Here is a 22,694-nt window from a genome sequence, read left to right as displayed (position 1 = left end):
TTCGGGGGCGGCAAATGTATGGTGATGCCTTTCTATTCCGAAGCCACCAAACCCCGTTGGTGGTTCTGGAGGTTACGAAAGCAGCGAACGAGGTACGATTACTGCCTCCTCGACAGCCTGGCGCGACGTACATTGCCGAATGTTTCCGATTGAAATATATTGCGAAACATTCCTGTTTGCCTGTGTTTCTCACCATGGCCGCTTATTCCTCCTCTCCCCATTCTGATCAGGGCGTCGCGACGCTGTATGGCGCTCATCATGGCTGGCTGGTGAATTGGCTGCGGGGCCGTCTGGGCTGTTCTCATCAGGCCGCCGACATCGCGCAAGACACGTTCATGCGCGTGTTGTTGGAGGACCGCAAACAACCGATCACCCACAAATTGATCGAACCCAGACACTTTCTGGTCACCATCGCCCGACGGGTCATGGTCGACAGTTTTCGGCGTCGGTCGGTGGAAGAGGCCTACCTGCGAATCCTCGCTGAACAGCCCGACCATTACGCTGTCTCCCCGGAAGAACGCCTGATGCTGCTGGAAACCCTGCACGCGCTGGACGCGATGCTCAGCGGGCTGGGCAAGCGGGTGAAGACCGTGTTCCTGCTCGCGCAGTTGCAGGGTCTGGCTTACAAGGACATTGCTGAACAACTGGGCGTATCGGTGAGTTCGGTGACCAAATACATCGCCCGCGCCACCGAACATTGTCTGCTGTTCCAGCTGGAGCACGGCGCGTGAACCATTCCCCCGAACATCAGGCCTTGAGCGCAGCGGCCCACTGGTTTGCACGCATGGGCGCCACGCCAGGTGACGCCGCGATGCAGCGCCAGTTCCAGACCTGGCACGACGAAAACCCCTTGCACTCCTGGGCCTGGGAACGGGTCGCGCTGTTGCAGGCACAACTGGGCAATGCCAGGGGCGCGCTGGGGTATCAGATACTGGATCGCGCAGGTCGCGCTTCAGTCGGGCGACGTGGCGTGCTCAAAACGGTTGCGCTGTGTGCCGGTCTTAGCGCCCTGGGCTGGGCGGGGTATCGTGAAGCGCCCGTGTTGCTCGCCGATCTGCGCACTGACACTGGCGAGCGCCTGACCCGCACATTGGCCGATGGCAGTACGCTTGTCCTGAACACGGCCAGTGCCGTGGACATCGTGTTCAACGCAGAGGCGCGACTGATTCTGCTGCGCCATGGCGAAATCTTCATCGAAACCGCCAAGGATCCCCGGCCCTTCATCGTGCGCAGCGCACAGGGTGACATGGAGGCACTGGGCACCCGTTTCAGCGTGCGGCAGCAGGACGGCGTCACGCAGTTGACCGTGTTTCAGCATGCGGTGGCGGTTCGCCCTGAAGGCGCGCCGGGGGAGCAGACGATCATCGACAGCGGCCAGACCGTGAGCCTCAACGCTCGCACGTTGTTCGATCGTCACCCGCTGGACCCTCTGGCTGACACGTGGGTTAGCGGCCGACTCGTGGTCGATGGCTGGCGGCTGGACCGTCTCATCGGTGAATTGCAGCGCTATCGCAGCGGATACCTCGGTTGCGCGCCAGAGATTGCGCACCTTCGGGTCTCGGGTTCCTATCCGCTGGATGACATCGATCTGGCGCTGTCAGCGATTGCCCGCTCGTTGCCGGTCAAGGTGGTGCGCTATACCGATTTCTGGACGCGCCTGGTGGAGCATCAAGCGTCCGTCTGACTTTTTTCATTTTTTTTTTGGGTGACATTGTCGATTTGCCCACGCTCGCGCGACTCCTTGTAAGAGACCCTTACAACGCCCGAAAAGGGCATCAGGAGCCAACATGCGCACCCCGTCAAAACCCGCCACCCGACATCCCTTTGTGTTCAAGTCCCGCAACACCTTGAAACTCGCCGTACTGGGGGCATCGCTCGCGTGGCTGGAGCCAATCTTGCTGGGCGGGGCGTACGCGCAGGCAGCCAGCGTGCAGAAAAACTACGCCATCGCAGCGGGGCCGCTGGGCGCGGTATTGGGCCGTTTCGCCAATGAAGCAGGCGTGGTGCTGTCGTTTCAGACGGGTTTGACCGATGGCAAGCAAAGCGCCGGACTCAACGGCACGTACAGCGTCGAACAAGGCTTCGCGGCGTTGCTCGCGGGCTCGGACCTGATCGCCACCCCCGGCGTACAAAGGGTTTACGTGCTGTACCGCGCCGAAGAAACCTCGGCCCTGCAACTCAGCGCCACCAGCGTCGTCGGTACGGGAATCGATGAGACCACCGAGAATACCGGCACTTACACCCCGCGCCAGACCAGCACCGCCACCAAGATGGGGCTGTCGCTGAAAGAGACCCCGCAGTCCGTCACTGTGATCCCGCGCCAGGTCATGACCGATCACCACTTGGCGTCGCTGGACGACGTGGTCAAGTTCACGCCGGGCCTGTCCAGCAACCACCGAGACAGTGATCGCTACACCTTTTACTCGCGCGGCTTCCAGATTCAGAACTTCGAATACGACGGCATTCCTTCCCAGACAGCCAACGAATCCCAGCAGTACACCAGCACCCTGGCCGACATGGCGATTTACGACCGCGTGGAAGTTGTGCGCGGCGCCACCGGCCTGTTGAGCGGCGCGGGCACACCGTCGGCGACGCTGAACCTGATTCGCAAACGCCCGACCTCGGAGTTTCAGGGGTACGTGTACGGTGAGGCCGGTGCGTGGGACCGCTATCGGGCGGAGGCCGATGTGGCGGGGCCGTTGACCGACAGCGGCAATGTGCGGGGGCGGCTGGTCAGTGTGTACCAAACCGCCGGTTCCTTCATCGACTCGTACAAGACCGAGAAACGCGTGATGTACGGCGCGGTGGACATGGACCTGAGCGAAGACACGCTGCTGCGCTTGAGCCTCGATTACCAGAACAACGACTCCGACGGCGTCAGCTTCGGCCACATCCCGCTGTTCAACAGCAACGGCACCGCGACCCATTTTTCCCGTTCATTCAACCCCGGCGCGAAATGGAGCTACCTGGACAACACGCAGTACAACTTCAGCACCGTGCTGGAACAGAAACTCGCCAACAACTGGGCCCTCAAAGCCGCCTACACCCATCAGTACGGCTACCGCCACGGCGTGGTCGGCTCGGCCAGTGCCGGTGCGCCGGATTTCGAAACCGGTGGCGGCGTGCGCATGTACGTCAACCGGCTGGACAGCTATCAGACCCAGGACAACGGCGACCTGTACGTCACCGGGCCGTTTGAACTGGGTGGCCGCGATCATGAGCTGGTGTTCGGCGCCAACGTGGCGTACACCCACCTCAACTACCCGGACTATGAGCGTGCAACGCCCTCGGTCGACAACATTTACACCTACGATGGCAACCCCGGTGGCAAACCGCACCTGGGCAAAACCGGTGAGAACCTGACGCGCCTGAGCCAGAACGGCGTCTACGGGGCCGTGCGCTTGAAACCTGCGGATGCGCTGTCGGTGATCCTCGGCACGCGGGTCAGTTCTTGGACGGAAAAGGACGACAGCAGCGACGATTTCACCGGCGAATCCACCAGCCGTGACCGCACCAAGAAGACTGGCGTGGTCACGCCGTACGCAGGCGTCATCTACGACCTGAACGATACTTACTCGGTCTACGCCAGCTGGACCAGCATTTTCCTGCCACAGACCTTCTACAAAACGGCAGGCAACACCTCGCTCAAACCACTGGAAGGCGACAACTACGAGGTGGGCCTCAAGGGCTCGTTCTACGACGGCGCGCTGAACGCGAGCGTTGCGCTGTTTGAGGTGAAGCAGAAGAACACACCGCAATTCGTCGACACTGGCGAAGACGGCCGCGAGGTGTATCAGGCCATCAGCGGTACTACCACGCGGGGCGTCGAGACAGAAATCTCCGGCGAAGTGCTGCCCGGTTGGAACGTCATCGGCGGCTACACCTACCGCGAATCCCACGACAAGGATGACCATCGCGTCGAAACCAACCAGCCGATGAACCTGTTCAAACTCGGCACCACCTATCGCCTGCACGGCGAACTGAACAAGCTGACGGTGGGCGGCAGCATGACCTGGCAGAGCGACATTTACGCGGTCAACGAAGCCTTTGGGACCAAGGCTCACCAGCGGCCGTTCGGCGTGGTCGGGTTGCTGGCCAACTATGAAGTCGACTCGAACCTGAGCGTGGGTCTGAACGTGAACAACCTGTTCGACAAGAAGTATTACGACGGGCTGGGCACGTTCAACTCGGGGTCCTACGGCGACCCGCGCAACGCGGTGATCAACGCTCGCTGGAAGTTCTGAACGGCCGTCGTATAACGGCCTGCCCGTCGGCAGGCCACTATCGGCCCGAACAAGAATGACAGTCCGCCAAAAACTGAATCAGCGTCCCCCCAGCAAACGGACTATGCCCCCTATCAAAATCCACAAAGCGCATTCAACCTTCAAACCCAACGCTACAACACCGGCTTACGCGCCACCCCACTACGAGCCTTGGCCATCGCCGCCAACCGCACCGCCACGTTGGCCGCCCCATACCCCGCGTACCCCCCCTTGCGCTGGATAATCTCGAAGAAGAACCGATCCTCAAACGGCTCGGTATACACGTGGAATAGCTCCCCCCCCTGCGCATCACGGTCATAAAGCACGTTGTAATAGGCCAGCTCGCTAAGAAACTCGTCATCGAAGTCAAAGCGCGCAGCCAGGTCATCGTAGTAGTTGAGCGGAATTTCCAGCAACGGCGCCCCCGCCAGCTTGGCCCGGGCCACTTCGCGGAAGATGTCCGTGCAATCGAATGCGATGTGGTGCACACCCGACCCCCGGTAACTGGACAGCGCATGGGCAATGGCGGTGTTGCGGTTTTCCGAGATGTTCAGCGGCAAGCGCAGCGTACCGCAGGGGCTGCGCAGGGCGCGGCTTTTCACCAGGCCGTAAGGGTCAGGCAGCACCACTTCGTCATCAGCGGCAAAGCCGAACAGGCTCTTGTAGAACAGCACCCAGCTGTCCAGCGACTCGGCCGGCAGCGCCAGCGCCATGTGGTCGATACGCTGCAGCCCACCGGTGGGCGCGGCGCCCGGGTTCAGGCTGAAGTCGGTGTCATACAGGCTCTGGCCCGCACTGCCCTGCTCCACCAGATACAGCAGGCTGCCATCCGGGGCGCGCACGGCCGGCACCTCGCACTCGTTGGGCCCGACCAGCCCGCGGAACGGTTGGCCACGGAACGCCGTGGCGCGCTTCAGGGCCGCCTGCTGGTCCTTCACCCGCAAGGCAGTAGCGCACAGCGAAGGCCCATGGGCTTCAAAGAAGTTGTGACCGAACGAGTAAGGCTCAGCATTGAGCACGATGTTGATATCACCCTGGCGCAGCAGTTGTACGTCCTTGCTCCGGTGCTGGCCCGCTTCGGCAAAGCCCAGTTTCTTGAGCCAACCGTTCAGGCGCGCGCCCACCGCTTCATCGACGGCAAACTCCAGAAATTCAACGCCATCGTAGGTGCTGGCAGCTGGCGGCGCGAACAGTACGCCCGGTTCGATGGCAGTGCCTTCCTGCTCCAGACGCAAGCGCGTCTGCTCTTCGAGGTACAGCAGTGAACGCAGGCCGTCGGCGGCGTTCTGCCGCGGCGGCGCAGCGCGGAAACCGTCGTTGAAGATTTCCAGGGACAACGGCCCGCGGTAACCCGTGGCCAGAATCGGCGCCAGGAACCCGGCCATGTCCATCTCACCCTGCCCCGGGAAGCAGCGGAAATGGCGGCTCCACTCCAGCACATCCATGGCCAGGATTGGCGCGTCGGCCATTTGCACGAAGAAGATCTTGTCGGCGGGAATGTCGCGGATGGCGGCGGGGTCACCCTTGAGCGACAAGGTGTGGAAGCTGTCCAGGATCACACCCAGGGCGGCGTGATCCGCCTGGCGCACCAGGTTCCATACCTGCTGGTAGGTATTCACATGGCGGCCCCAGGCCAGTCCCTCGTAACCAATGCGCAAGCCGCGCTTGCCAGCGTGCTCAGCCAGCAGGCGCAGGTCGTCGACCAGCAGGTGTTCGTCGCCCAGCGCGTCGGCCTGCACGTTGCTGCACACCAGCACCAGGTCGGTGCCCAGTTCCTGCATCAGGTCGAACTTGCGCTCGGCTCGGTCAAGGTTTTTCTGCAGGCGGTCGCGGCGGCAGCCTTCGAAATCGCGAAATGGCTGGAACAGCGTCACGGCAAGCCCCAGGTCGGCGCACATCTGGCGTACCTGGCGCGGGCTGCCGGCGTAGTACAGCAGGTCGTTCTCGAAAATTTCGACGCCGTCGAAGCCGGCGGCGGCGATGGCCTCGAGCTTTTCCGGCAGGGTGCCGCTCAAGGACACGGTGGCGATCGAACGCTGCATGGCGGGAGTTCCTTGTTGTCAGGGGATCACAGGGCCAGCGGGGATACAAAACCCCCGTTACAGTTTCTGGCACGATGGATTATTCGCAGGTAAAGTCGGCGCTTCAATCCCTTTGTACGGAATGGTTAGTTTTGCGTTCGATTATCGCACGAAACCCGTTTTAGCGAATTGCCTGACCGCTGGCCCGTGGTCAACATGCATCACAGACGCAGGCCCAATGTTCACCGCCTCCTGCCTTGGCGTTTCCAGCCGGAGCCTGCGCTACAACAATAACAACGGAGACAACGATGGCTCACTCCAGCTCTCAAGCCAAGAAAGCGACCGCCAGTGGATGGATAGGCTCGGCACTCGAGTACTACGACTTCTTCATCTACGCCCAAGCCGCTGCACTGATTTTCCCGCAGATATTCTTCCCCAATACCGACCCTAAAATGGCCATCATTGCCTCGCTGGCCACCTACGGTGTGGGCTACCTGGCGCGCCCGGTCGGTGCCTTCGTGCTCGGCCACTGGGGCGACACGCGCGGTCGCAAGAACGTGCTGCTGTTGTGCATGTTCCTGATGGGCATCTCGACCATGGCCGTCGGCCTGCTGCCCACCTACCACGACATCGGCATGCTGGCACCGGCCCTGCTGGTGCTGTTGCGGCTGGTTCAGGGCTTTGCCGTGGCCGGTGAAATCTCCGGCGCCAGCTCGATGATCATGGAGCATGCGCCGTTCGGGCGACGCGGTTACTACGCCAGCTTTACCCTGCAAGGGGTACAGGCGGGCCAGGTGATGGCTGCCGCCGTGTTCCTGCCGCTGGCTTACTTCATGCCTAGCGAGGCGTTCAATGACTGGGGCTGGCGCATTCCGTTCCTGATGAGCGCAGTGGTGCTGATTGCAGGCTTCATCATCCGCAAGGAAGTGCATGAAACCCCCGCATTCGTGAAGGAAGAAAAGCAGGCCAAGGTTGCCAAGTCACCCATCAGCGAAGCCTTCCGCCACAGCTGGAAGCACATGGTGCTGGTGATGTTCATGGCACTGATGAACGTGATCCCTGTGGTAGCCACCATCTTCGGCGCGGCCTACGCGGTACAGCCGGCCTATGGCATCGGGTTCGACAAGAGCGTGTACCTGTGGATTCCGGTGGTGGGCAACATCGTGGCAGTGCTGGTGATCCCGTTCGTGGGCAACCTTTCAGACCGCATTGGCCGTCGCCCGACCATGATTGCCGGGTGCCTGGGCTCAGGGCTGCTGGCCTTCGTGTATCTGTACGCGATCAGCATCCAGAACGTGCCGCTGGCCTTCGCTTCGTCGATCGTCATGTGGGGCATGGTCTACCAGGGCTACAACGCGGTGTTCCCAAGCTTCTACCCAGAGCTGTTCCAGACCCGCTACCGCGTTTCGGCCATGGCCATCGCGCAGAACATCGGCACCATGCTCACCGCCATGCTGCCGGCGCTGTTCGCCCTGGTGGCGCCGCCTGGCTCGGACAACATACCGCTGGTGGTCGGGGGCTTGGCGTTCTTCATCACTTGCGTGTGTGCACTGGCGGCCTACATCGCGCCGGAAACCCATCGCATGACCATGGAAGACCTGGGTAATCCGCAGGCCAAACCGATGGAGAAAGAGGCCTATGAGGCCAGCCGCAAGGGGAGCTTGCAGGCTGTGAGCCAGTGATGGGTCATTGAGCCCAGCGCCTTGGGTAGCGGATCGCAAGCTGCGCTCCACCACCCAAGGCACTGTCTGCGAATCAGTTCACCACCCCCTGCAGCCCCCGCCACAGCCGCTCCACATCTGCCCGTTCGGTCGGCAACGCGCCAATCGAAACCCGCACCATCCAGCGGCCATCCAGCGTGGCCGGGGTCACGTAAGCTGCCCCGGAAGCGTTCAGCCGTTGCGCCCAGCCGCGGGTATGGGTATCCAGCGCCTCGCCTTCCAGCCCCGCAGGCCGATGCCGGATGCACAGTGTTTGCAACTGCACCGGGGCCAGCAACTCCCAATCGGCGGCAGCCGCTACCTGCCCGGCCAACCACTGCGCATTGTCCAGGTCACGCCGCAGACGTGCCTGCAACGCCTCTACCCCTTCGCTGCGCAACATGAACCACAACTTCAGGGCCCGGAACCTGCGCCCCAGCGGGATACCCCAGTCGCGCAGGTTCTTCACCTCGCCATCCACGGCCGACTGCAAGTAGCTGGGGTTGGTGCTCATGACGCGGATCAGGTGCTGCGGATCACGCACGTAGTAGATCGAGCAGTCGAACGCCACCCCCAACCACTTGTGCGCATTGACCACCACCGAGTCCGCCAGCTCGATGCCATCCCACATCCACCGGCACTCGGGCAGGATCATCGCCGAACCCGCCATGGCGGAATCCACGTGCAACCACAGCTTGTGCGCCTGGGCGATGGCGCCGATAGCGCTTAGCGGGTCGAGGGCCGTGGTGGTGGTGGTGCCAGTGGTAGCAACCACCGCACACGGCTGGTTGCCTGCCGCCAGGTCCTGTTCGATGGCGGCCTGCAGTGCCTCTGGGCGCAAGGCGTAGCGTTCGTCGGTGGGGATAAGCCGAATGTTGGCGCGCCCGAAGCCGGCCAGCAGCGCCGCCTTGTCTACCGAGCTGTGGGCATGGGCGCTGACATACACGATCAGCGGCCTGGCTTCGGCCTGCAGGCCGCCACGCACCAGGGCGTAATCGGTGGCGCGTTCACGGGCGCTGATCAGCGCAACCAGCGTGCTGGTCGACGCGGTGTCCTGGATCACCCCGCTCCACTGGGCCGACAAACCCAGCAACTCACGCAACCAGCCCAAGGTGGTTTCTTCCAGCTCGCTCAAGGCCGGGCTGGACTGCCAGGACAGGCCCAGCACGCCCAGGCCGGTACTGAGAAAATCGCCCAGCACCGACGACAAGGTGCCGTTGGAGGGGAAGTAGCCGTAGAAGTCAGGGTGCTGCCAATGGGATAACCCAGGCATGATCACCTGCTGGACATCCGCGAGGATCGCTTCGAACGCCTCGCCCTGTTGCGGAGCGGCGTCCGGCAACACCGCCTTCAGGTAGCCGGGCTCAACCTGGGCCATCACCGGCCGCTCGCCCACGGTCTGGCGGTAGTCGGCAATCAGGTCGATCAGCTGGTGGCCGTATTGGCGGAATTGTTCGGGGGTCACGGGGGCTCTCCTGAGGAATGTGATTGCCAGATACTGCTCTAGTCTAGGCACAGCGCCCCTGGCGAATAACCCCGCTTCGTGCATAGCTGCTATGGCGAACCCGCAAGGCTCCTCATGCCAGCAGGTATACCGGGAAGCACTCACACAGATGCATCACACGGCGTCGGGTGTTTTCCAGCAGTGCGCTGTCGTTGGGCTGCGCCAGCAGGTCGGCGATCAGGCCAGCCACTTCAGCGCATTCAACCTCGCCAAACCCACGCGTCGTCAGTGCGGGTGTGCCAATACGGATGCCACTGGTGATCGTCGGTTTCTGCGGATCGCCTGGAATCGAATTTTTGTTCAGGGTGATATGGGCGCTTTCCAGCAGGGCTTCCGCATCCTTGCCGGTAATGTTCATGGCGCGCAGGTCAAGCAGGAACATGTGGCTGTCGGTGCCGCCGGACACAACCCGCAAGCCGCGCCGGGTCAGCACATCAGCCATGGTCCTGGCGTTGTCGACCACCCGTCGCTGGTACTGTTTGAAGTCGTCGCTCAGGGCTTCGCCGAACGCCACCGCCTTGGCGGCAATCACGTGCATCAGCGGCCCGCCCTGGTACACCGGGAACACCGTCTTGTCGAGCAGGGCCGCGTATTCAGCCTTGGCCAAAATCAAGCCGCCGCGCGGGCCGCGCAGGGTCTTGTGGGTGGTCGAGGTGATGAAGTCGGCGATACCGACTGGCGAGGGGTACACGCCTGCCGCTACCAACCCAGCGTAATGGGCCATGTCGACCATCAGGTAGGCGCCGATTTCATCGCAGACTTTGCGAAAGCGCGAGAAATCAATGACGCGGGAATAGGCCGATGCACCTGCGATGATCATTTTCGGCCGATGCTCGCGTGCCAGCGCTTCCATCTGTTGGTAGTCGAGGGTCTCACTGCCTGGCTCAAGGCCATAGGCAAAGGCCTGGAAGAACTTGCCCGAAAAATTCACCGAGGCGCCGTGGGTCAGATGGCCGCCGTGAGCCAGTGACATCCCTAGAATGCTATCGCCCGGCTCAAGCGCCGCAAGGAAAACTGCCTGGTTGGCCTGTGAGCCGGAGTGCGGCTGAACGTTGACATATTCGCAGCCGAACAGTTGGCGGGCTCGGTCGATGGCAAGGTTCTCGATTTCGTCGACGACCTTGCAGCCACCGTAGTAACGGCGGCCTGGATAGCCTTCGGCATACTTGTTGGTGAGTACCGAGCCTTGGGCCTGGAGCACCTGTTCGCTCACGTAGTTTTCCGAGGCGATCAGCTCCAGGTGGGTTTCCTGACGATTGCGCTCGCGGTCAATCAGACGAGCGATGGCGGGGTCGCGAAATTGCAAGCTCATGCGGAGATTCCTTGTGATGGCGCTGTGTTCAACGGCGCCGGCAACTGACCCGCCAGTGCGCCTGGCGGGCCGCCGGCGCTGCCGGAGAGGAAGATGGAGGTGTCTTTCAAGCCGCTGCCGGTGATCAGCACCACAGCGGTTTGCGCGGTATCGGGATGTGCCTGGGCATACTTGATCAGGCCGGCGAAGGCGCTGGCAGCACCCGCTTCGGCGAATACACCGGTGCGCGAGGCAAGCCTGGACGCCGCTGTCACGATGTCCTGGTCACTGACGCACATGAATTCGCCGTTGCTGGCTGTTACCGCGCGCATGGCCTTGAGGCGATCGCGTGGCAATGCCACGTTGATGCTGCTGGCCAGGCTGGTAGGTGCGATGCGTGCGGTGCGTGCCATGGAGCGGTCGCTGCGCCACGCCCGGTACATGAAGTTGCTGTGTTCGGCCTGCACACCGATCAGGCGCGGCATACGGTCGATCCAGCCCAGTTGCAGCAAATCGAACAGGCCCTTGTAGACTGAACCCAGGATGCAGCCATTACCGACCGGCACGAATATCAGATCGGGCACCTGCCAGTGCAGCTGTTCACAGATCTCGAAGGCAACGGTCTTCTTGCCCTCGCTCATGTACGAGTTGATACCGGTGGTTCGGTTGTACCAGCCGTGCGCCTGGCAGCCGGCCAGGCATTGCTCGAATGCCTCATCGTACTGGCCGTCCACCAATACGATCTCGGCCCCATAGCCCAACATCTGCGCGCGCTTTTCCCGGGGTGCGGTGCGTGGCAGATAAATCACATTGTGCAGGCCCATGCTGGCACTCATCCCGGCCAGCGCCGAGGCGGCGTTGCCTGTGCTGGCCACGGCCACGGTGCGGGCGCCCGACTGCAAGGCATGGGCTACAGCCAGCGCACTGGCGCGGTCCTTCAGCGACCCCGTGGGCTGCCTGGATTCGTCCTTGATCAACACCTTGATCGCCGAGCCTTCGCCAAGCAGATTGGCCGGCGCATACAGCGGCGTATTCCCCACCAGCAGCGGCGGTACGTACTGGGTCGAACTGAGTGGCATCAGCCGGTCATAGCGCCACATGCCGGGGGCCTGCTGGTGCGCCAGGGCTGCTCGGGGCCATTCACGCTTCAGCGTGGGGTAGTCGTAAAGCACATCGAGGGCACCTTCGCCCTTGCAATGTGGGCAAAAGTAACTGACCTCATGGGGCTGGTATTGGCGGTCGCACACCAGGCACTGCAATGCATACGCTTTGTACGAATTCTTCATGGCCATCCTTAGGGAGTGTGCTGTGCGGGTGCTTTCCCTGCCGACGTCGGTTCGCTGCACAGAACCGACGGGCACTCGCTGACAAAGGGCGCTTCAGACCACCATGATGGCGTCGATGGCAACCAGGGTATTGCGCGCCAGGGCGCTGGCCCCTGCGGTAGTGCGCGCCGGGTATGGCGGGGTGAAGTACTCTTGCATCACGCGGTTCAGGGTGGGGAACTCACTCAAGTCGGTGATGAACGCGGTTACTTTCACCACGTTTGCCAGTGTTCCGCCTGCCGCCTCGGCCATCTGCGCCAGGTTGTCGAGGGTCTGGCGCAGCTGGCCTTCGAAATCCTGTGCCAACACTTCGTTGGTCAACGCCGAAACCGGTGTCTGTGCCGACAGGTAGATGGTCTGCCCGCGGCTCACCTTGATGCCCTGGGAATAAGTGCCCAGCGGCAACGGGGCCTTGTTGGTGAAAATCACGTTTTCCTCGGCCAGGAAAGGGGTGCCAGCAGTATTGATTTGAGCAGTGCTTTGCATGGTGACGGTCCTTGTTGAGTGTGAGGGTTAGTGCAGGTCGGCAACCTTCTTCACGGCCAGGCTGGCGAACGCCGCATCACGGCATCGCGCCGGGGAAAAAAGCAGGTAGTTCAGTTGCAGGGCCGCCAGGTCCTGCGGTACGGCCACGCCCAGCGCAGCATGCGCACACAGCCGCGCGATGGCGGGGGCGGCCTGAATGCCATAGCCACCCAGTGCGGCCAACCAGATGAAGTTTTCGTGTTGCGGGTCCTGGCCGAGCACTGGAGAGCGATCGGCAACAAACGTACGTAGGCCCGCCCACTTATTGATGATCGCCCGGGGCCGCAGCCGCGTTACGGTTTGCAGCCGGTCCATGGTGATCGCCAGCCCCAGCTCATCCGGCAAGGCATCGCAGGGTGGCGAAGGCTCTTCATCGCACGGCGAAACGATCAGCCGCCCGGCTTCGGGTTTGATGAAGATGTCTTCGTCGACCGTGCCCAGGTACGGCGTGCCATGGACGTCGCACTGCGGGTCCACGGCCAGTACGGTACGGCGCAGCGGCCGCACGCCAACCCTGGATACTGAGCAGCGCTCTGCCAGCTCGTCGGCCCAGGCGCCGGCGGCGTTCACGACGATGGCTGCCTGCAGGCGCTGACCGTCCTGGGTAAGCAATGTCCAGTGGCCGGGCTGCCATTCGCCTCTGAGCACTTCGCACGCCCGCTTGACCACCCCGCCCCGTTTGCGCAGCCCGCCAAGGTAGGCACCGTGGATAGCATGCACATCCAGGTCGAAGGCGCTGGGCTCGTAGATACCGGCGGCCCAGGCACCATCGGCCAGGTAAGGCACATGCTCCAGCACCTGCTTGGCATCGAGGTAGCAGGCGCTGGGCACCTGGGCCGACACGGCCTTGAACCGTGCCCTGAGTTTGTCTTCGCGGCTTGCTTGCGCCACGATCAGCGCACCCCGGGGTGCCCACAGCGGGTGCTCGGCCAGGCCTTCGGGCGGGTTTTCGAAGAAGGCCCGCGAGGCACAGGTCAAGGAGCGGATTTGCTGGTTGCCATAGCTCTCCATCGAGATCGCAGCCGAGCGGCCCGTGGTGTGATAGGCCAGTTGCGGCTCCTGCTCAAGCAGGCACACGCTGCCATGAGCGGCCAGTTCGTAAGCCATCGACACCCCGGCGATGCCGCCACCCACCACAATGAAATCGTAAGACCCGCTCATGGTCGGCTGCCCTCGGTGATGGCGACGGTTTTGCTTTCCCGGGTCCAGGTCAGCGCGAAGTGGGCGACCAGGCCGAACACCAGCCCCCAGAACGCAGCCGCCAGGCCCAGGAAGCTCATGCCCGAGGCCGTGACAAGGAAGGTGATCAATGCGGCTTCGCGCTGTTTGTCGTCTGCCATGGCGCCGGTCAGGCCGGCACTGATCGCGCCGAACAAGGCCAGGCCCGCAAGGGATGCGATGAGTTCTTTGGGCAGCGCGGAAAAGACCGACGCCAGGGTCGCACCGAAAATCCCCATCAGAATGTAGAAGAGGCCGCAGGCGATTCCGGCGACATACCGTTTGTCGCGGTCCTCGTGGGCCTCGCGGCCCGTGCAGATCGCTGCCGTAATGGCCGCCAGGTTCAAGCCATGGGAGGCAAACGGCGCCATCAGCACCGAACCGATCGCAGTGACCGAGATGATCGAGCGCGCCGGGGTGGTGTAGCCCGAGGTGCGCAACACGGCCATGCCGGGTACGTACTGGCCGGTGAGCGTCACCAGCGCCAGCGGCATGCCCAGGTTGATGATGGCGTGCCAGTTCCACTGCGGTGCGGTGAATACGGGGTGGGCCACCGCGATCACGATCGAGCCGCTATTGAGGGTGCCAAGCGAGCCCGCTACGGCGCAGCCGACAACCAGCACCGAGAGGATTGCGTAACGGGGCGACAGGCGCTTGAAGATCAGGTAAGCCGCGATCATCGACAGCACCAGCGCCGGCTGTAGCGTCACTGAAGTGAACAGCTCGGTGCCGAAGCGGAACAGAATGCCGGCGAGCATCGCCGCAGCGATGGCTTTGGGCAAACGGTTCATCAGTTTGTCGAACGCACCGGACAAACCCACCGCCGCAATGATCAGCGACGCCACCACGTAGGCGCCCACGGCCTGTGGCAGCGTGATGGTGGGCAGTAGCGACACCAACAGGGCCGCCCCTGGCGTCGACCAGGCCGTGATGACCGGGATGCGCAGGCGCCAGCTGAGCAAAAGGCCGGTGACCCCGCTGCCGATGGAAATGGCCCAGATCCAGGACGACACCACGTCATCCGGCAGGTGCGCTTGCCTGGCGGCCTGGAACACGATGATCAGTGGCCCGGCATAGGAAATGATCACGGCGATGAGGCCTGCGATCACGGCGGAGAGCGATAGATCCTTTCTGATTGTGTCCATGAGGCCTCGGCTTGGCGCGGCGGCATTGCGCATTGGTTAGCAAGATTGAGTCGATTGATTCGATGCGCAATGAGTGTATTGCAACAAATTGAAATGATTCAATACCTGATTGCTATCATTGGTTCAATTTTTGTGAATACCGACTGTAAAAACAACCTAACAACCATGTAGTACGTTGATTTATAGGGATTTAACACGTAAATGAAATTTTCCAATGCCCCATCGGTTACCGGCCCAGCTCATTGATTCGAATCAATGAATCGCTGTTGCTGGGTTTTACTGGTGGATCAATGCCGCTGTGATATCCTCGCGCATTGATCATTTATTCGATGGCAGTGTCATTCATGTGGGTTCCCCAGCTAAACGAGTCCAATCAGCCGATGTACCTGTCGATCGCCGATGCGCTGGCACGGGATATCAACAGTGGCGTCTTGAACCAGGGTGATCGGCTGCCGACGCTGCGCGAGCTGGCGACTACCCTGAACGTCACACCCGGCACCATCAGCCGGGCCTACAACGAGGCCCATCGCCGTCGCCTGGTACAGGGGGAAGTGGGGCGCGGCACCTACGTGCTCAGCCAGGGCCAGCTGGAACTGCCGGCCAGCAACAGCGCTGCCCCGCTGAACCTGGGGCAGTCGGAGCTGCTTGATCTGTCGATCATCAAGCCCTACAGCGAAACGCTTGAGTACTGGCTACGCGGGGCCCTGGTCGGCATGGCCAAGAGCACGGATTTCGCCCGCGCCCTCGATTACGCACCTGACGGCGGCCACCCTGCCCACCGCGAGGCGGGTGCGCAGTGGCTGCGCCACGCCTTGCCCGATGCCCAGTGGCAGCAAGTCGTGATCACTGCCGGGGCGCAACACGGCCTGATGGTGGCGATGAGTGCCTTGACCCATGCCGGCGACCTGGTGCTGTGCGAAGCGTTGTGCTACCCCGGCATCATTTCGGTCGCCCACAGCCTGGAGCGCCGCCTGCGCGGCATACCCATGGATGACGAGGGCATCCTCCCCGATGCGTTACGCGAGCTGTGCCTGCGTGAAAAGCCGGCCATGCTGGTGTGCGTTGCGACCTGCCAGAACCCCACGGCTGCCATCATGTCGGCTGCTCGCCGCGCGCAGATCGCGGCCTTGGCCGAAGAGTTCGACTTCATCATCCTCGACGACGATATCTATGGCTTCCTGGCTACGGACCCGTCTATCAAGCCCCTCTCGGCGTATGCACCAGACCGGTCGGTCTACCTCACCAGCCTGTCGAAGGCGATCATGCCGGCACTGCGCGTGGGGTACCTGTACAGCCCGCCCAAACTGCTGTCGCGCCTGACCTCCATGGTGCGCAGCAGTGTGTGGATGCCCTCCCCGCTCACGGCCCAACTGGCCAGTAATGTCATCACCGAAGGCCTGGACAGCAAGCTGGTGCGCATCCAGCGTACCCAGGCGGCAGAGCGCCAGGCAATCGCCCGGGAAATCTTTGCAGGCTTCCAGTTCAAGACCCAGCCTTACTCGTACCACCTCTGGCTCACCCTGCCTGAGCCTTGGAGCGCCGACGAGTTCACCCTGCTCGCCCGCGCCAACGGCGTGCTGGTGCTGAGCGGCACCCAGTTCCAGGCCGAGCGTGGGGGGGATAACCGCTGCGTGAGGCTGGTGCTGATGTCGCCAACCAGTCACGATGAATTGCGCTTTGCCTTGACCAAGTTGGCCAGCCTGATCGATTCGGACCCGCGACGGTACTATTGAAGCCAACCGCCCTGATGCCCGTGGCTGTCAGGCGACCCCACCCTGCACGCCGAACTGCGACTGACGCCACAGCTCGAACACCCGGTTGCGCAACCAGCGATGCTCAGCCGAGGCCTGCAGGCGCTGATGCCAGACCACCCAATAACGCTGGGTGTGTTCCACGAAGCCCAGTGGCCGCCAGGCCAGCGCATGCAGGCGGCACAGTTGCCGCGCAATATGCTCGGGCACGGTCGCTACCGCCTGGCTGGCCGCGATCACCTGCACCGCAGCGGAGAAGAACGGCACCTCCAGGCCTACCCGACGCTGCAGGCCCTGCGCCCGCAAATGGCGGTCGATGAAGCTGTCCTTGTCGCCACCCCCGGAAATACGCACGTGCTTGTGCGCCAGGTAATCGTTCTGACCGAGCACGGGGTGGGCGGCCAGCGGGTGGTTGCGCCGCATCAGGCACACGGCCCGGTCTTCGCCCAGCAGGCGCCCGTGCAGGTTGGGCGGCGACTCGTCGAACAGGGTGGTGGCCAGGTCGATTTCGCCACTGGCAAGCAAGGCGTATTGCCCGGCCTGCCAGGTGCGGTACTCCAGACACACTCCAGGCGCCTCCTGCTCCAGCGCTGCCACCAGCAGCGGCAACATGTGCTCGGCCACATAATCCGAGGCGGCCAGGCAAAAACGCCGTTCACAGCGGGCAGGGTCAAAGACGGCGGGCTGGCGCAGACTGTGAAGCTCTTCAAGCACCTGGCGCAGGGGTTCGACCAGGGCCTCGGCGTGCTCGCTGAGCACGTAGCCACGCCCTTGACGCACCAGCAGCGGGTCGTCGAACGCTGCTCGCAGGTGGGCCAGTTGCCGGCTCAGGGCCGACTGGCTGACGCCCAGCCGCTCGGCAGCGTGGCTCAGGTTCTTCAGTTGCAGCAGATGCTCCAGCGTGCGCAGGTGCGCCAGGCTGAGGGAGGCGAAACTAGGGTTCATGCAGGCTGCCCTCGGGGGTATCGACAGCCCCACAGGCCAGGCGCAACCTGGCGGAGGTCACGCGCGGCCGTGGCCGCCGGCGCTGCCGGCGATCGGGCCGCGAAAGCGGCCCAGGCAGGTCACTCGGTCAGGCCCACGTACACGTTCTGCACGTCATCGTTTTCGTCGATGGCTTCCAGAAACGCTTCAACCTCGGCCAGGGCTTCGGCGCTCAGGCTGGCCGCACTCACCGGGTTTTTCGGGGTGTAACCCAGTTTGGCAGAGGTCACGGTGAAGCCCTGCTCCGGCAACGCCTTCTGCACCGCATCCAGGTCCGTGGTGTCGGTGATGAACAGCGTAGAGCCTTCCTCGTCACCTGGCTCGAAGTCCTGGGCACCGGCTTCGATGGCAGCCATTTCCGGGTCGGCGTCGCCGGTGGGGGTGGCTTCGATCAGGCCAACATGGTTGAAGTCCCAGGCGACCGAGCCGCTGGCACCCAGCTGGCCCTTGCGGAACAGCACACGAATCTGCGCGACGGTGCGGTTGACGTTGTCGGTCAGGCACTCGACGATCAACGGCACCTGGTGCGGCGCGAAGCCTTCGTAGCTGACCGCCGCGTACTGCACGGCATCACCGTCCAGGCCCGCACCTTTGCGAATGGCCCGTTCCAGGGTCTCGCGGGTCATCGAGGCTTTCTTGGCCTGGTCGATGGCCAGGCGCAGGCGCGGGTTCATGTCCGGGTCGGCGCCAGCCTTGGCGGCAATCTGGATTTCCTTGGACAGCTTACCCATGACCTTGCCTTTGGCGTTGGCCGCGGCTTCTTTATGTTTGGCTTTCCACTGTGCGCCCATGTCGACTCTCTTGTTTCAACGGCCGGTTCAGGAAGCGACCGGCACAAAAAGTGGGTGCATTTTATACGCCTCTGCCCCGTGATCGACAACACATGTCGGTATCAGGCCGCGCCTCAACGGGTCGCGACCACGAACAACCGCGGAAACGGCAACAACACCTTGCCATCGCTGGCCGCCGGGTAGGCTTGCTGCATGGCCTGCAGGTACATCTGCAGGAACTGCGCCTGCTCCTGGGGTTGCAAGCGTGCCAGGTAGGGCCGCAGGGCTGAGCCCTTGAACCACTCCACCACCGCCTGGGCGCCGCCGACCAGCGGGTGATAGTAGGTGGTACGCCACACATCCACCCGCGTGCACAGCGGGCTGAGCACATCGTAGTAGAAGCTGGCGCCGTGCCTGGGTGGCAATCGGAAATCAGCGAACGTTGCCGCCCATGGGCCCTGGCTGGCGATTTCACGCAGGGCGGCATGGGCCGGTTCCTCCAGGTTGTCGGGGGTCTGCACGGCCAGGCTGGCGCCCTCGCTGAGCTGCTGGACCAGGTGCGGATAAAGGCTGGCGTGGTCGGGTACCCACTGCAGCGACGCATTGGCCAGGATCAGGTCCTGGGGTTCGGCCGCGCACCAGCCGGTAATGTCGGCAGTGACCATGCGCACCCGCGGAATGCACAGGCGCTTGCGCTCACGGGCCTTGTCGATCATGTCGGCGTCACTGTCCAGCGCCGTCACCTGGGCGTCGGGGCAACGCTGCAGCAGCACTTCTGTCGAGTTGCCAGGCCCGCACCCAAGGTCCGTGGCGTGGCGCACCGGGCGCGGGGGCACCGCGGCCAGCAGGTCGCGCACGGCGCGGGTGCGTTCGTCTTCGAACAGGGAATACTGGGTGGCGGACCAGGACATGGGAGCAATCTCCTTGAGCGATGGGTGCAGCATATGCCATCTGCCGGGTGTCTGGGGCTGGGGAAGGCCCACAATGCAAAGCGGCCGGGTCCCAAGGGAGCCGGCCGCAGCGTAACGCCGTTGACGCTTAGTGCTGGCGGCTGCTGCGCAGCTGATGCACCACGCCCATTGCCACCACCACCGCAGCGGCGATACCGGTGGAGATCACCAAAATCTGGTAGTCAGGCATGAAGGCCATGGTCACCAGGGCGGCAACGATGAAAGCGATCACCAGGTAGGTCAGCCAAGGGAACAGCCACATCTTCAGGCGCACTTCCTTGCCCTCGGCAATCAGCTTGCGACGCATGCGCAGCTGCGAGCAGGCAATCACCAGGTACACCAGCAAGGCGATCATGCCGGTGGTGTTCATCAGGGTGTCCAGCACGTCCTTGGGGCGCAGCGTCTCGCTGAAGTTGATCAGCGCGCAGACGATGGCCACGGCGCACGAGCCCATGATTGCGTACACCGGTACGCCGGTGCCGGCCCGGGTGATCTTGAAGAACGACGGTGCATCGCCGCGCTGGGCCAGGGAGAACAGCATGCGCGAAGCTGTGTAATGGCCGGAGATCAGGCAGCTGCTTACCGAAGTCAGTACCACGAAGTTCATCAGCAGCTCGGCGTAAGGCACGCCCAGCAGCTCCAGGGTACGGCGGTAGGCACCGTAACCGGAGACGCCCAGGTGCGGGTCGTTCCACGGCACCAGGCAGACGATCAGGAAGATCGAGCCCACATAGAACAGGCACACGCGCCACACCACCGAGTTGGTGGCCTTGACGATCTGCGCGGCAGGGTCTTTGGCTTCGGAGGCGGCGATGGTGACGATCTCGGCGCCCAGGAAGGCGAACATCACGCCCAGCAAGGCCCCGATCACCGTGGTGATCCCGTTGGGCATGAAGCCTTCGGCGGTAAGGTGGGTGATGCCGCGCACTTCACCGAACTGCCAGATGTTCAACACCGCGGCGGTACACACGATCAGGAAACAGACGATCGCGATCACCTTGATCAACGCAAACCAGAACTCGAACTCGCCGTAGTGCTTGACGTTGAAGAAGTTGACCGTGATCAGCACCAGGGTGGTGGCCAGCACGAAGACGTTGACGCTCACATCCGGGAAGAACCCATGCAGGATCTTGCCCGCCACGTAGGCCTCCCAGGCCATGAGGATGACCCAGTACCACCAGTACAGCCAACCGATGGTGAACCCGGCCCAGCGGCCGATGGCGCGGTCGGCATAGGTGGAGAACGAACCGGTGTCGGGCGACGAGGTCGCCATTTCGCCCAGCATGCGCATGATCAGCACCACCAGGATGCCGCCTGCCAGGTAGGCCAGCACCGCAGCCGGCCCGGCGCTGTGAATCACGCTGCCGGAGCCGACGAACAAGGCGCCGCCGATCACCCCGGCGATGGACATCATCGTCAGGTGGCGCGACTTGAGCGAGGCACTGAGCTTGCTCTCGTGCCCGCCTTTCGCGGTGGTTGTTGTGGATGTTGCGTCCATCAGTTGTGTACCCCGTGCTTCTTTTTATCCAAGGAAATGCGTGAAACCCCGATGGCTGGCGGCTTCACCTGTACATCAGTGCTAATGCGGGCAGGATGGTGTGACAAACACACGCAGGCCTTCCATGGCGGCCTGCTGACGCGCCCCAGGGCTGACGCCTGGGGCGAACTGAACATGCTTTATGTGGCGATATCCGACACCTAATGTAAAAATGTCCGACGCAGAGAGCCATGCACAGTGGCATGAAACTCGCACTGCACTGTATAGGCCGCCGACCCAGTACACCGGCAAGGCGCCTGGCTACACCCACCTGAAGGCACCCCATGCTGCAACTACATCCAGAGTCCACGACGCCGCTGGTCAACCAGATCATCGACGGGCTTCGCACCCTTATCGACAACCAAACGCTAAAGCCTGGCGCCAAGGTGCCGTCTATCCGCGCCTTTGCCGCCACCTACTCGGTGAGCACCTTCACCGTGGTCGAGGCGTACGACCGCCTGGTCGCTCAAGGCCTGCTGGTGAGCCGGGGCAATGCGGGGTTCTTCGTCAACCGGGCCGCGGGCGAACTGCTGGAGCAGCACACTGCCGAGGCTGACGCCAGCCGACCAACGTTCAACTCCGAATGGTACCTGCAGCAGATCTTCGAGATCCGCCAGTTGCCGTTCAAGCCGGGGTGCGGCTGGTTGCCCAACGATTGGATGTACGAAGACGGCCTGCGCCGGGGTTTGCGCCAGGTGGCCGGCAGCCCGTTGGAGTTGTCTGGTTACGGCGACCCCATGGGGCTGCCGGAGCTGCGTACCCTGACCGCGCAGAACCTGCAACAGGAGCTGTCGATTGTCGCCAACCCTGCGCAATTGATGCTCACCCACGGCGCCAGCCAGGCACTGGACCTGGCGGTGCGCACGCTGGTCCGGCCGGGTGACGTGGTGCTGGTGGACGACCCTGGGTACCCCAACCTGATGAGCATCCTGCGTACCCAGGGTGCCACGTTGGTGGGTGTGCCGCGCACGCCTACCGGTTACGACCTCAACCACCTCGAGCACCTGCTGACGCAACACCGCCCGACGGCGTTTTTCACCCAGCCGCACCTACACAGCCCGACCTGCTCGCGCACCCCGCTGCCGCAACTGCACCGCCTGCTGCAGCTGGCCGGCCAGCATGGCTTCCGGTTGGTCGAGAACAACCTGTACGCCGACATGGTCGCCGAACCCCAGCCGTGCCTGGCCAGCCTCGATCATCTGCAGCAGGTGGTGTATGTGGGTAGCTACTCGAAGAGCATCTCACCCAATGTGCGGGTGGGCTATATGCTCGCCAACCCGGGCCTGGCGCAGCAGCTGCTGCAGATGAAGATGCGCTCGGGGCTGACCACGTCCCAGGTGATGGAGCGTGTGGTGTATGCCGCGATCATCGACGGCCGCTGGCGCAAGCACCTCAAACGCCTGCGCCAGCGCCTGGCCGAAGCCCACCAGGAAGTCGGCCGGCACTTGCACCGGCTGGGCTTCGAGCTGTTCACCGAGTCGGACGAAGGCATGTACATCTGGACCCGCCACCCGGCTATTCCCGACAGCGCGCTGCTGCTGGACGATGCGCTGGAAAAAGGCATCATGCTCGGGCCTGGCCAGTTGTTCATGGTCGATGCCGGGCAGACCGGGTGGATGCGCTTCAACGTGGCATTCAGCCTGGACCCGTTGATGTGGGAAATGCTGGAGCAGGTGCTGGCCAAGCATGTGCGGCGTGGAGGGGTGTGAAA

The 22,694-nt window shown here is 63.0% G+C and carries 17 protein-coding genes; 6 read left to right on the top strand and 11 right to left on the bottom strand.

Annotated elements, in window-relative coordinates:
* Positions 1-194: 194 nt before the first annotated feature.
* The 3 genes from IAE33_RS17035 to IAE33_RS17025 all read left to right on the top strand — a co-directional run bounded on the left by IAE33_RS17035 (position 195) and on the right by IAE33_RS17025 (position 4,244).
* A complete protein-coding gene (locus IAE33_RS17035) occupies positions 195-731 on the top strand; it encodes a sigma-70 family RNA polymerase sigma factor (RefSeq protein ID WP_201164370.1) in 537 nt (178 codons plus the stop codon).
* Entirely contained in the window at positions 728-1,684 is a 957-nt protein-coding gene (locus IAE33_RS17030) for a FecR domain-containing protein (RefSeq protein ID WP_201164369.1), read from the top strand. Before IAE33_RS17035 ends, IAE33_RS17030 begins: the two co-directional genes overlap by 4 nt.
* A gap of 103 nt (positions 1,685-1,787) precedes the next feature.
* Complete coding sequence (locus IAE33_RS17025) at positions 1,788-4,244, top strand: TonB-dependent siderophore receptor (RefSeq protein ID WP_201164368.1); 2,457 nt, start codon at positions 1,788-1,790, stop codon at positions 4,242-4,244.
* Positions 4,245-4,396: 152 nt separating this feature from the next.
* Here the strand turns inward: IAE33_RS17025 and quiC are convergent, their stop codons facing one another.
* Positions 4,397-6,304, bottom strand: coding sequence for a 3-dehydroshikimate dehydratase QuiC (gene quiC, locus IAE33_RS17020; RefSeq protein WP_201164367.1), 1,908 nt, complete (start codon positions 6,302-6,304; stop codon positions 4,397-4,399).
* Between the two features lie 287 nt (positions 6,305-6,591).
* Here quiC and IAE33_RS17015 point away from each other — a divergent pair, with 287 nt between their 5' ends.
* Complete coding sequence (locus IAE33_RS17015; protein WP_201164366.1) at positions 6,592-7,965, top strand: MFS transporter; 1,374 nt, start codon at positions 6,592-6,594, stop codon at positions 7,963-7,965.
* A gap of 73 nt (positions 7,966-8,038) precedes the next feature.
* Here the strand turns inward: IAE33_RS17015 and IAE33_RS17010 are convergent, their stop codons facing one another.
* From IAE33_RS17010 to IAE33_RS16985, 6 genes are all read right to left on the bottom strand, one after another.
* Complete coding sequence (locus IAE33_RS17010; RefSeq protein WP_201164365.1) at positions 8,039-9,448, bottom strand: DOPA decarboxylase; 1,410 nt, start codon at positions 9,446-9,448, stop codon at positions 8,039-8,041.
* Positions 9,449-9,560: 112 nt separating this feature from the next.
* Positions 9,561-10,799, bottom strand: coding sequence for a serine hydroxymethyltransferase (glyA, locus tag IAE33_RS17005; RefSeq protein ID WP_201164364.1), 1,239 nt, complete (start codon positions 10,797-10,799; stop codon positions 9,561-9,563).
* Complete coding sequence (locus IAE33_RS17000) at positions 10,796-12,064, bottom strand: threonine synthase (protein WP_201164363.1); 1,269 nt, start codon at positions 12,062-12,064, stop codon at positions 10,796-10,798. Before IAE33_RS17000 ends, glyA begins: the two co-directional genes overlap by 4 nt.
* A 93-nt stretch (positions 12,065-12,157) precedes the next feature.
* Positions 12,158-12,589 (bottom strand): RidA family protein, encoded by a 432-nt coding sequence (locus IAE33_RS16995; RefSeq protein ID WP_201164362.1) that lies wholly within the window; start codon positions 12,587-12,589, stop codon positions 12,158-12,160.
* A gap of 27 nt (positions 12,590-12,616) precedes the next feature.
* Positions 12,617-13,789 (bottom strand): NAD(P)/FAD-dependent oxidoreductase, encoded by a 1,173-nt coding sequence (locus IAE33_RS16990; RefSeq protein WP_201164361.1) that lies wholly within the window; start codon positions 13,787-13,789, stop codon positions 12,617-12,619.
* Complete coding sequence (locus IAE33_RS16985; RefSeq protein ID WP_201164360.1) at positions 13,786-14,991, bottom strand: benzoate/H(+) symporter BenE family transporter; 1,206 nt, start codon at positions 14,989-14,991, stop codon at positions 13,786-13,788. The genes IAE33_RS16990 and IAE33_RS16985 overlap by 4 nt, the downstream gene beginning before the upstream one ends.
* A gap of 344 nt (positions 14,992-15,335) precedes the next feature.
* On the opposite strand from IAE33_RS16985, the gene IAE33_RS16980 reads away from it, so the two are divergent.
* Positions 15,336-16,724 carry an aminotransferase-like domain-containing protein gene (locus IAE33_RS16980; protein WP_028634358.1) on the top strand — a complete coding sequence of 463 codons (1,389 nt, stop codon included), beginning with the start codon at positions 15,336-15,338 and terminating at the stop codon, positions 16,722-16,724.
* Positions 16,725-16,751: 27 nt separating this feature from the next.
* Here IAE33_RS16980 and IAE33_RS16975 read toward each other — a convergent pair whose 3' ends face one another.
* The 4 genes from IAE33_RS16975 to IAE33_RS16960 all read right to left on the bottom strand — a co-directional run bounded on the left by IAE33_RS16975 (position 16,752) and on the right by IAE33_RS16960 (position 20,944).
* The gene (locus IAE33_RS16975) at positions 16,752-17,687 is read right to left on the bottom strand and encodes a LysR family transcriptional regulator (RefSeq protein ID WP_201164359.1); all 936 of its coding nucleotides are present in this window, start codon (positions 17,685-17,687) and stop codon (positions 16,752-16,754) included.
* Positions 17,688-17,806: 119 nt separating this feature from the next.
* On the bottom strand, positions 17,807-18,517 hold the full coding sequence (locus IAE33_RS16970; RefSeq protein WP_060481290.1) for a YebC/PmpR family DNA-binding transcriptional regulator: 711 nt from the start codon (positions 18,515-18,517) through the stop codon (positions 17,807-17,809).
* A gap of 113 nt (positions 18,518-18,630) precedes the next feature.
* A complete protein-coding gene (gene tam, locus IAE33_RS16965; protein ID WP_201164358.1) occupies positions 18,631-19,407 on the bottom strand; it encodes a trans-aconitate 2-methyltransferase in 777 nt (258 codons plus the stop codon).
* A gap of 127 nt (positions 19,408-19,534) precedes the next feature.
* Positions 19,535-20,944, bottom strand: a complete 1,410-nt coding sequence (locus IAE33_RS16960) for an amino acid permease (RefSeq protein WP_028634362.1) — start codon at positions 20,942-20,944, stop codon at positions 19,535-19,537.
* 323 nt (positions 20,945-21,267) lie between these two features.
* Between IAE33_RS16960 and IAE33_RS16955 the strand changes: the two genes are divergently transcribed.
* The gene (locus IAE33_RS16955) at positions 21,268-22,692 is read left to right on the top strand and encodes an aminotransferase-like domain-containing protein (RefSeq protein WP_201164357.1); all 1,425 of its coding nucleotides are present in this window, start codon (positions 21,268-21,270) and stop codon (positions 22,690-22,692) included.
* Positions 22,693-22,694 lie beyond the last annotated feature (2 nt).

Source organism: Pseudomonas sp. S60 (assembly GCF_016647865.1).
Classification (GTDB): domain Bacteria; phylum Pseudomonadota; class Gammaproteobacteria; order Pseudomonadales; family Pseudomonadaceae; genus Aquipseudomonas; species Aquipseudomonas parafulva.
Note: the sequence above shows the minus strand (reverse complement) of the source record. Positions and strands in the feature narration are given on the sequence as shown.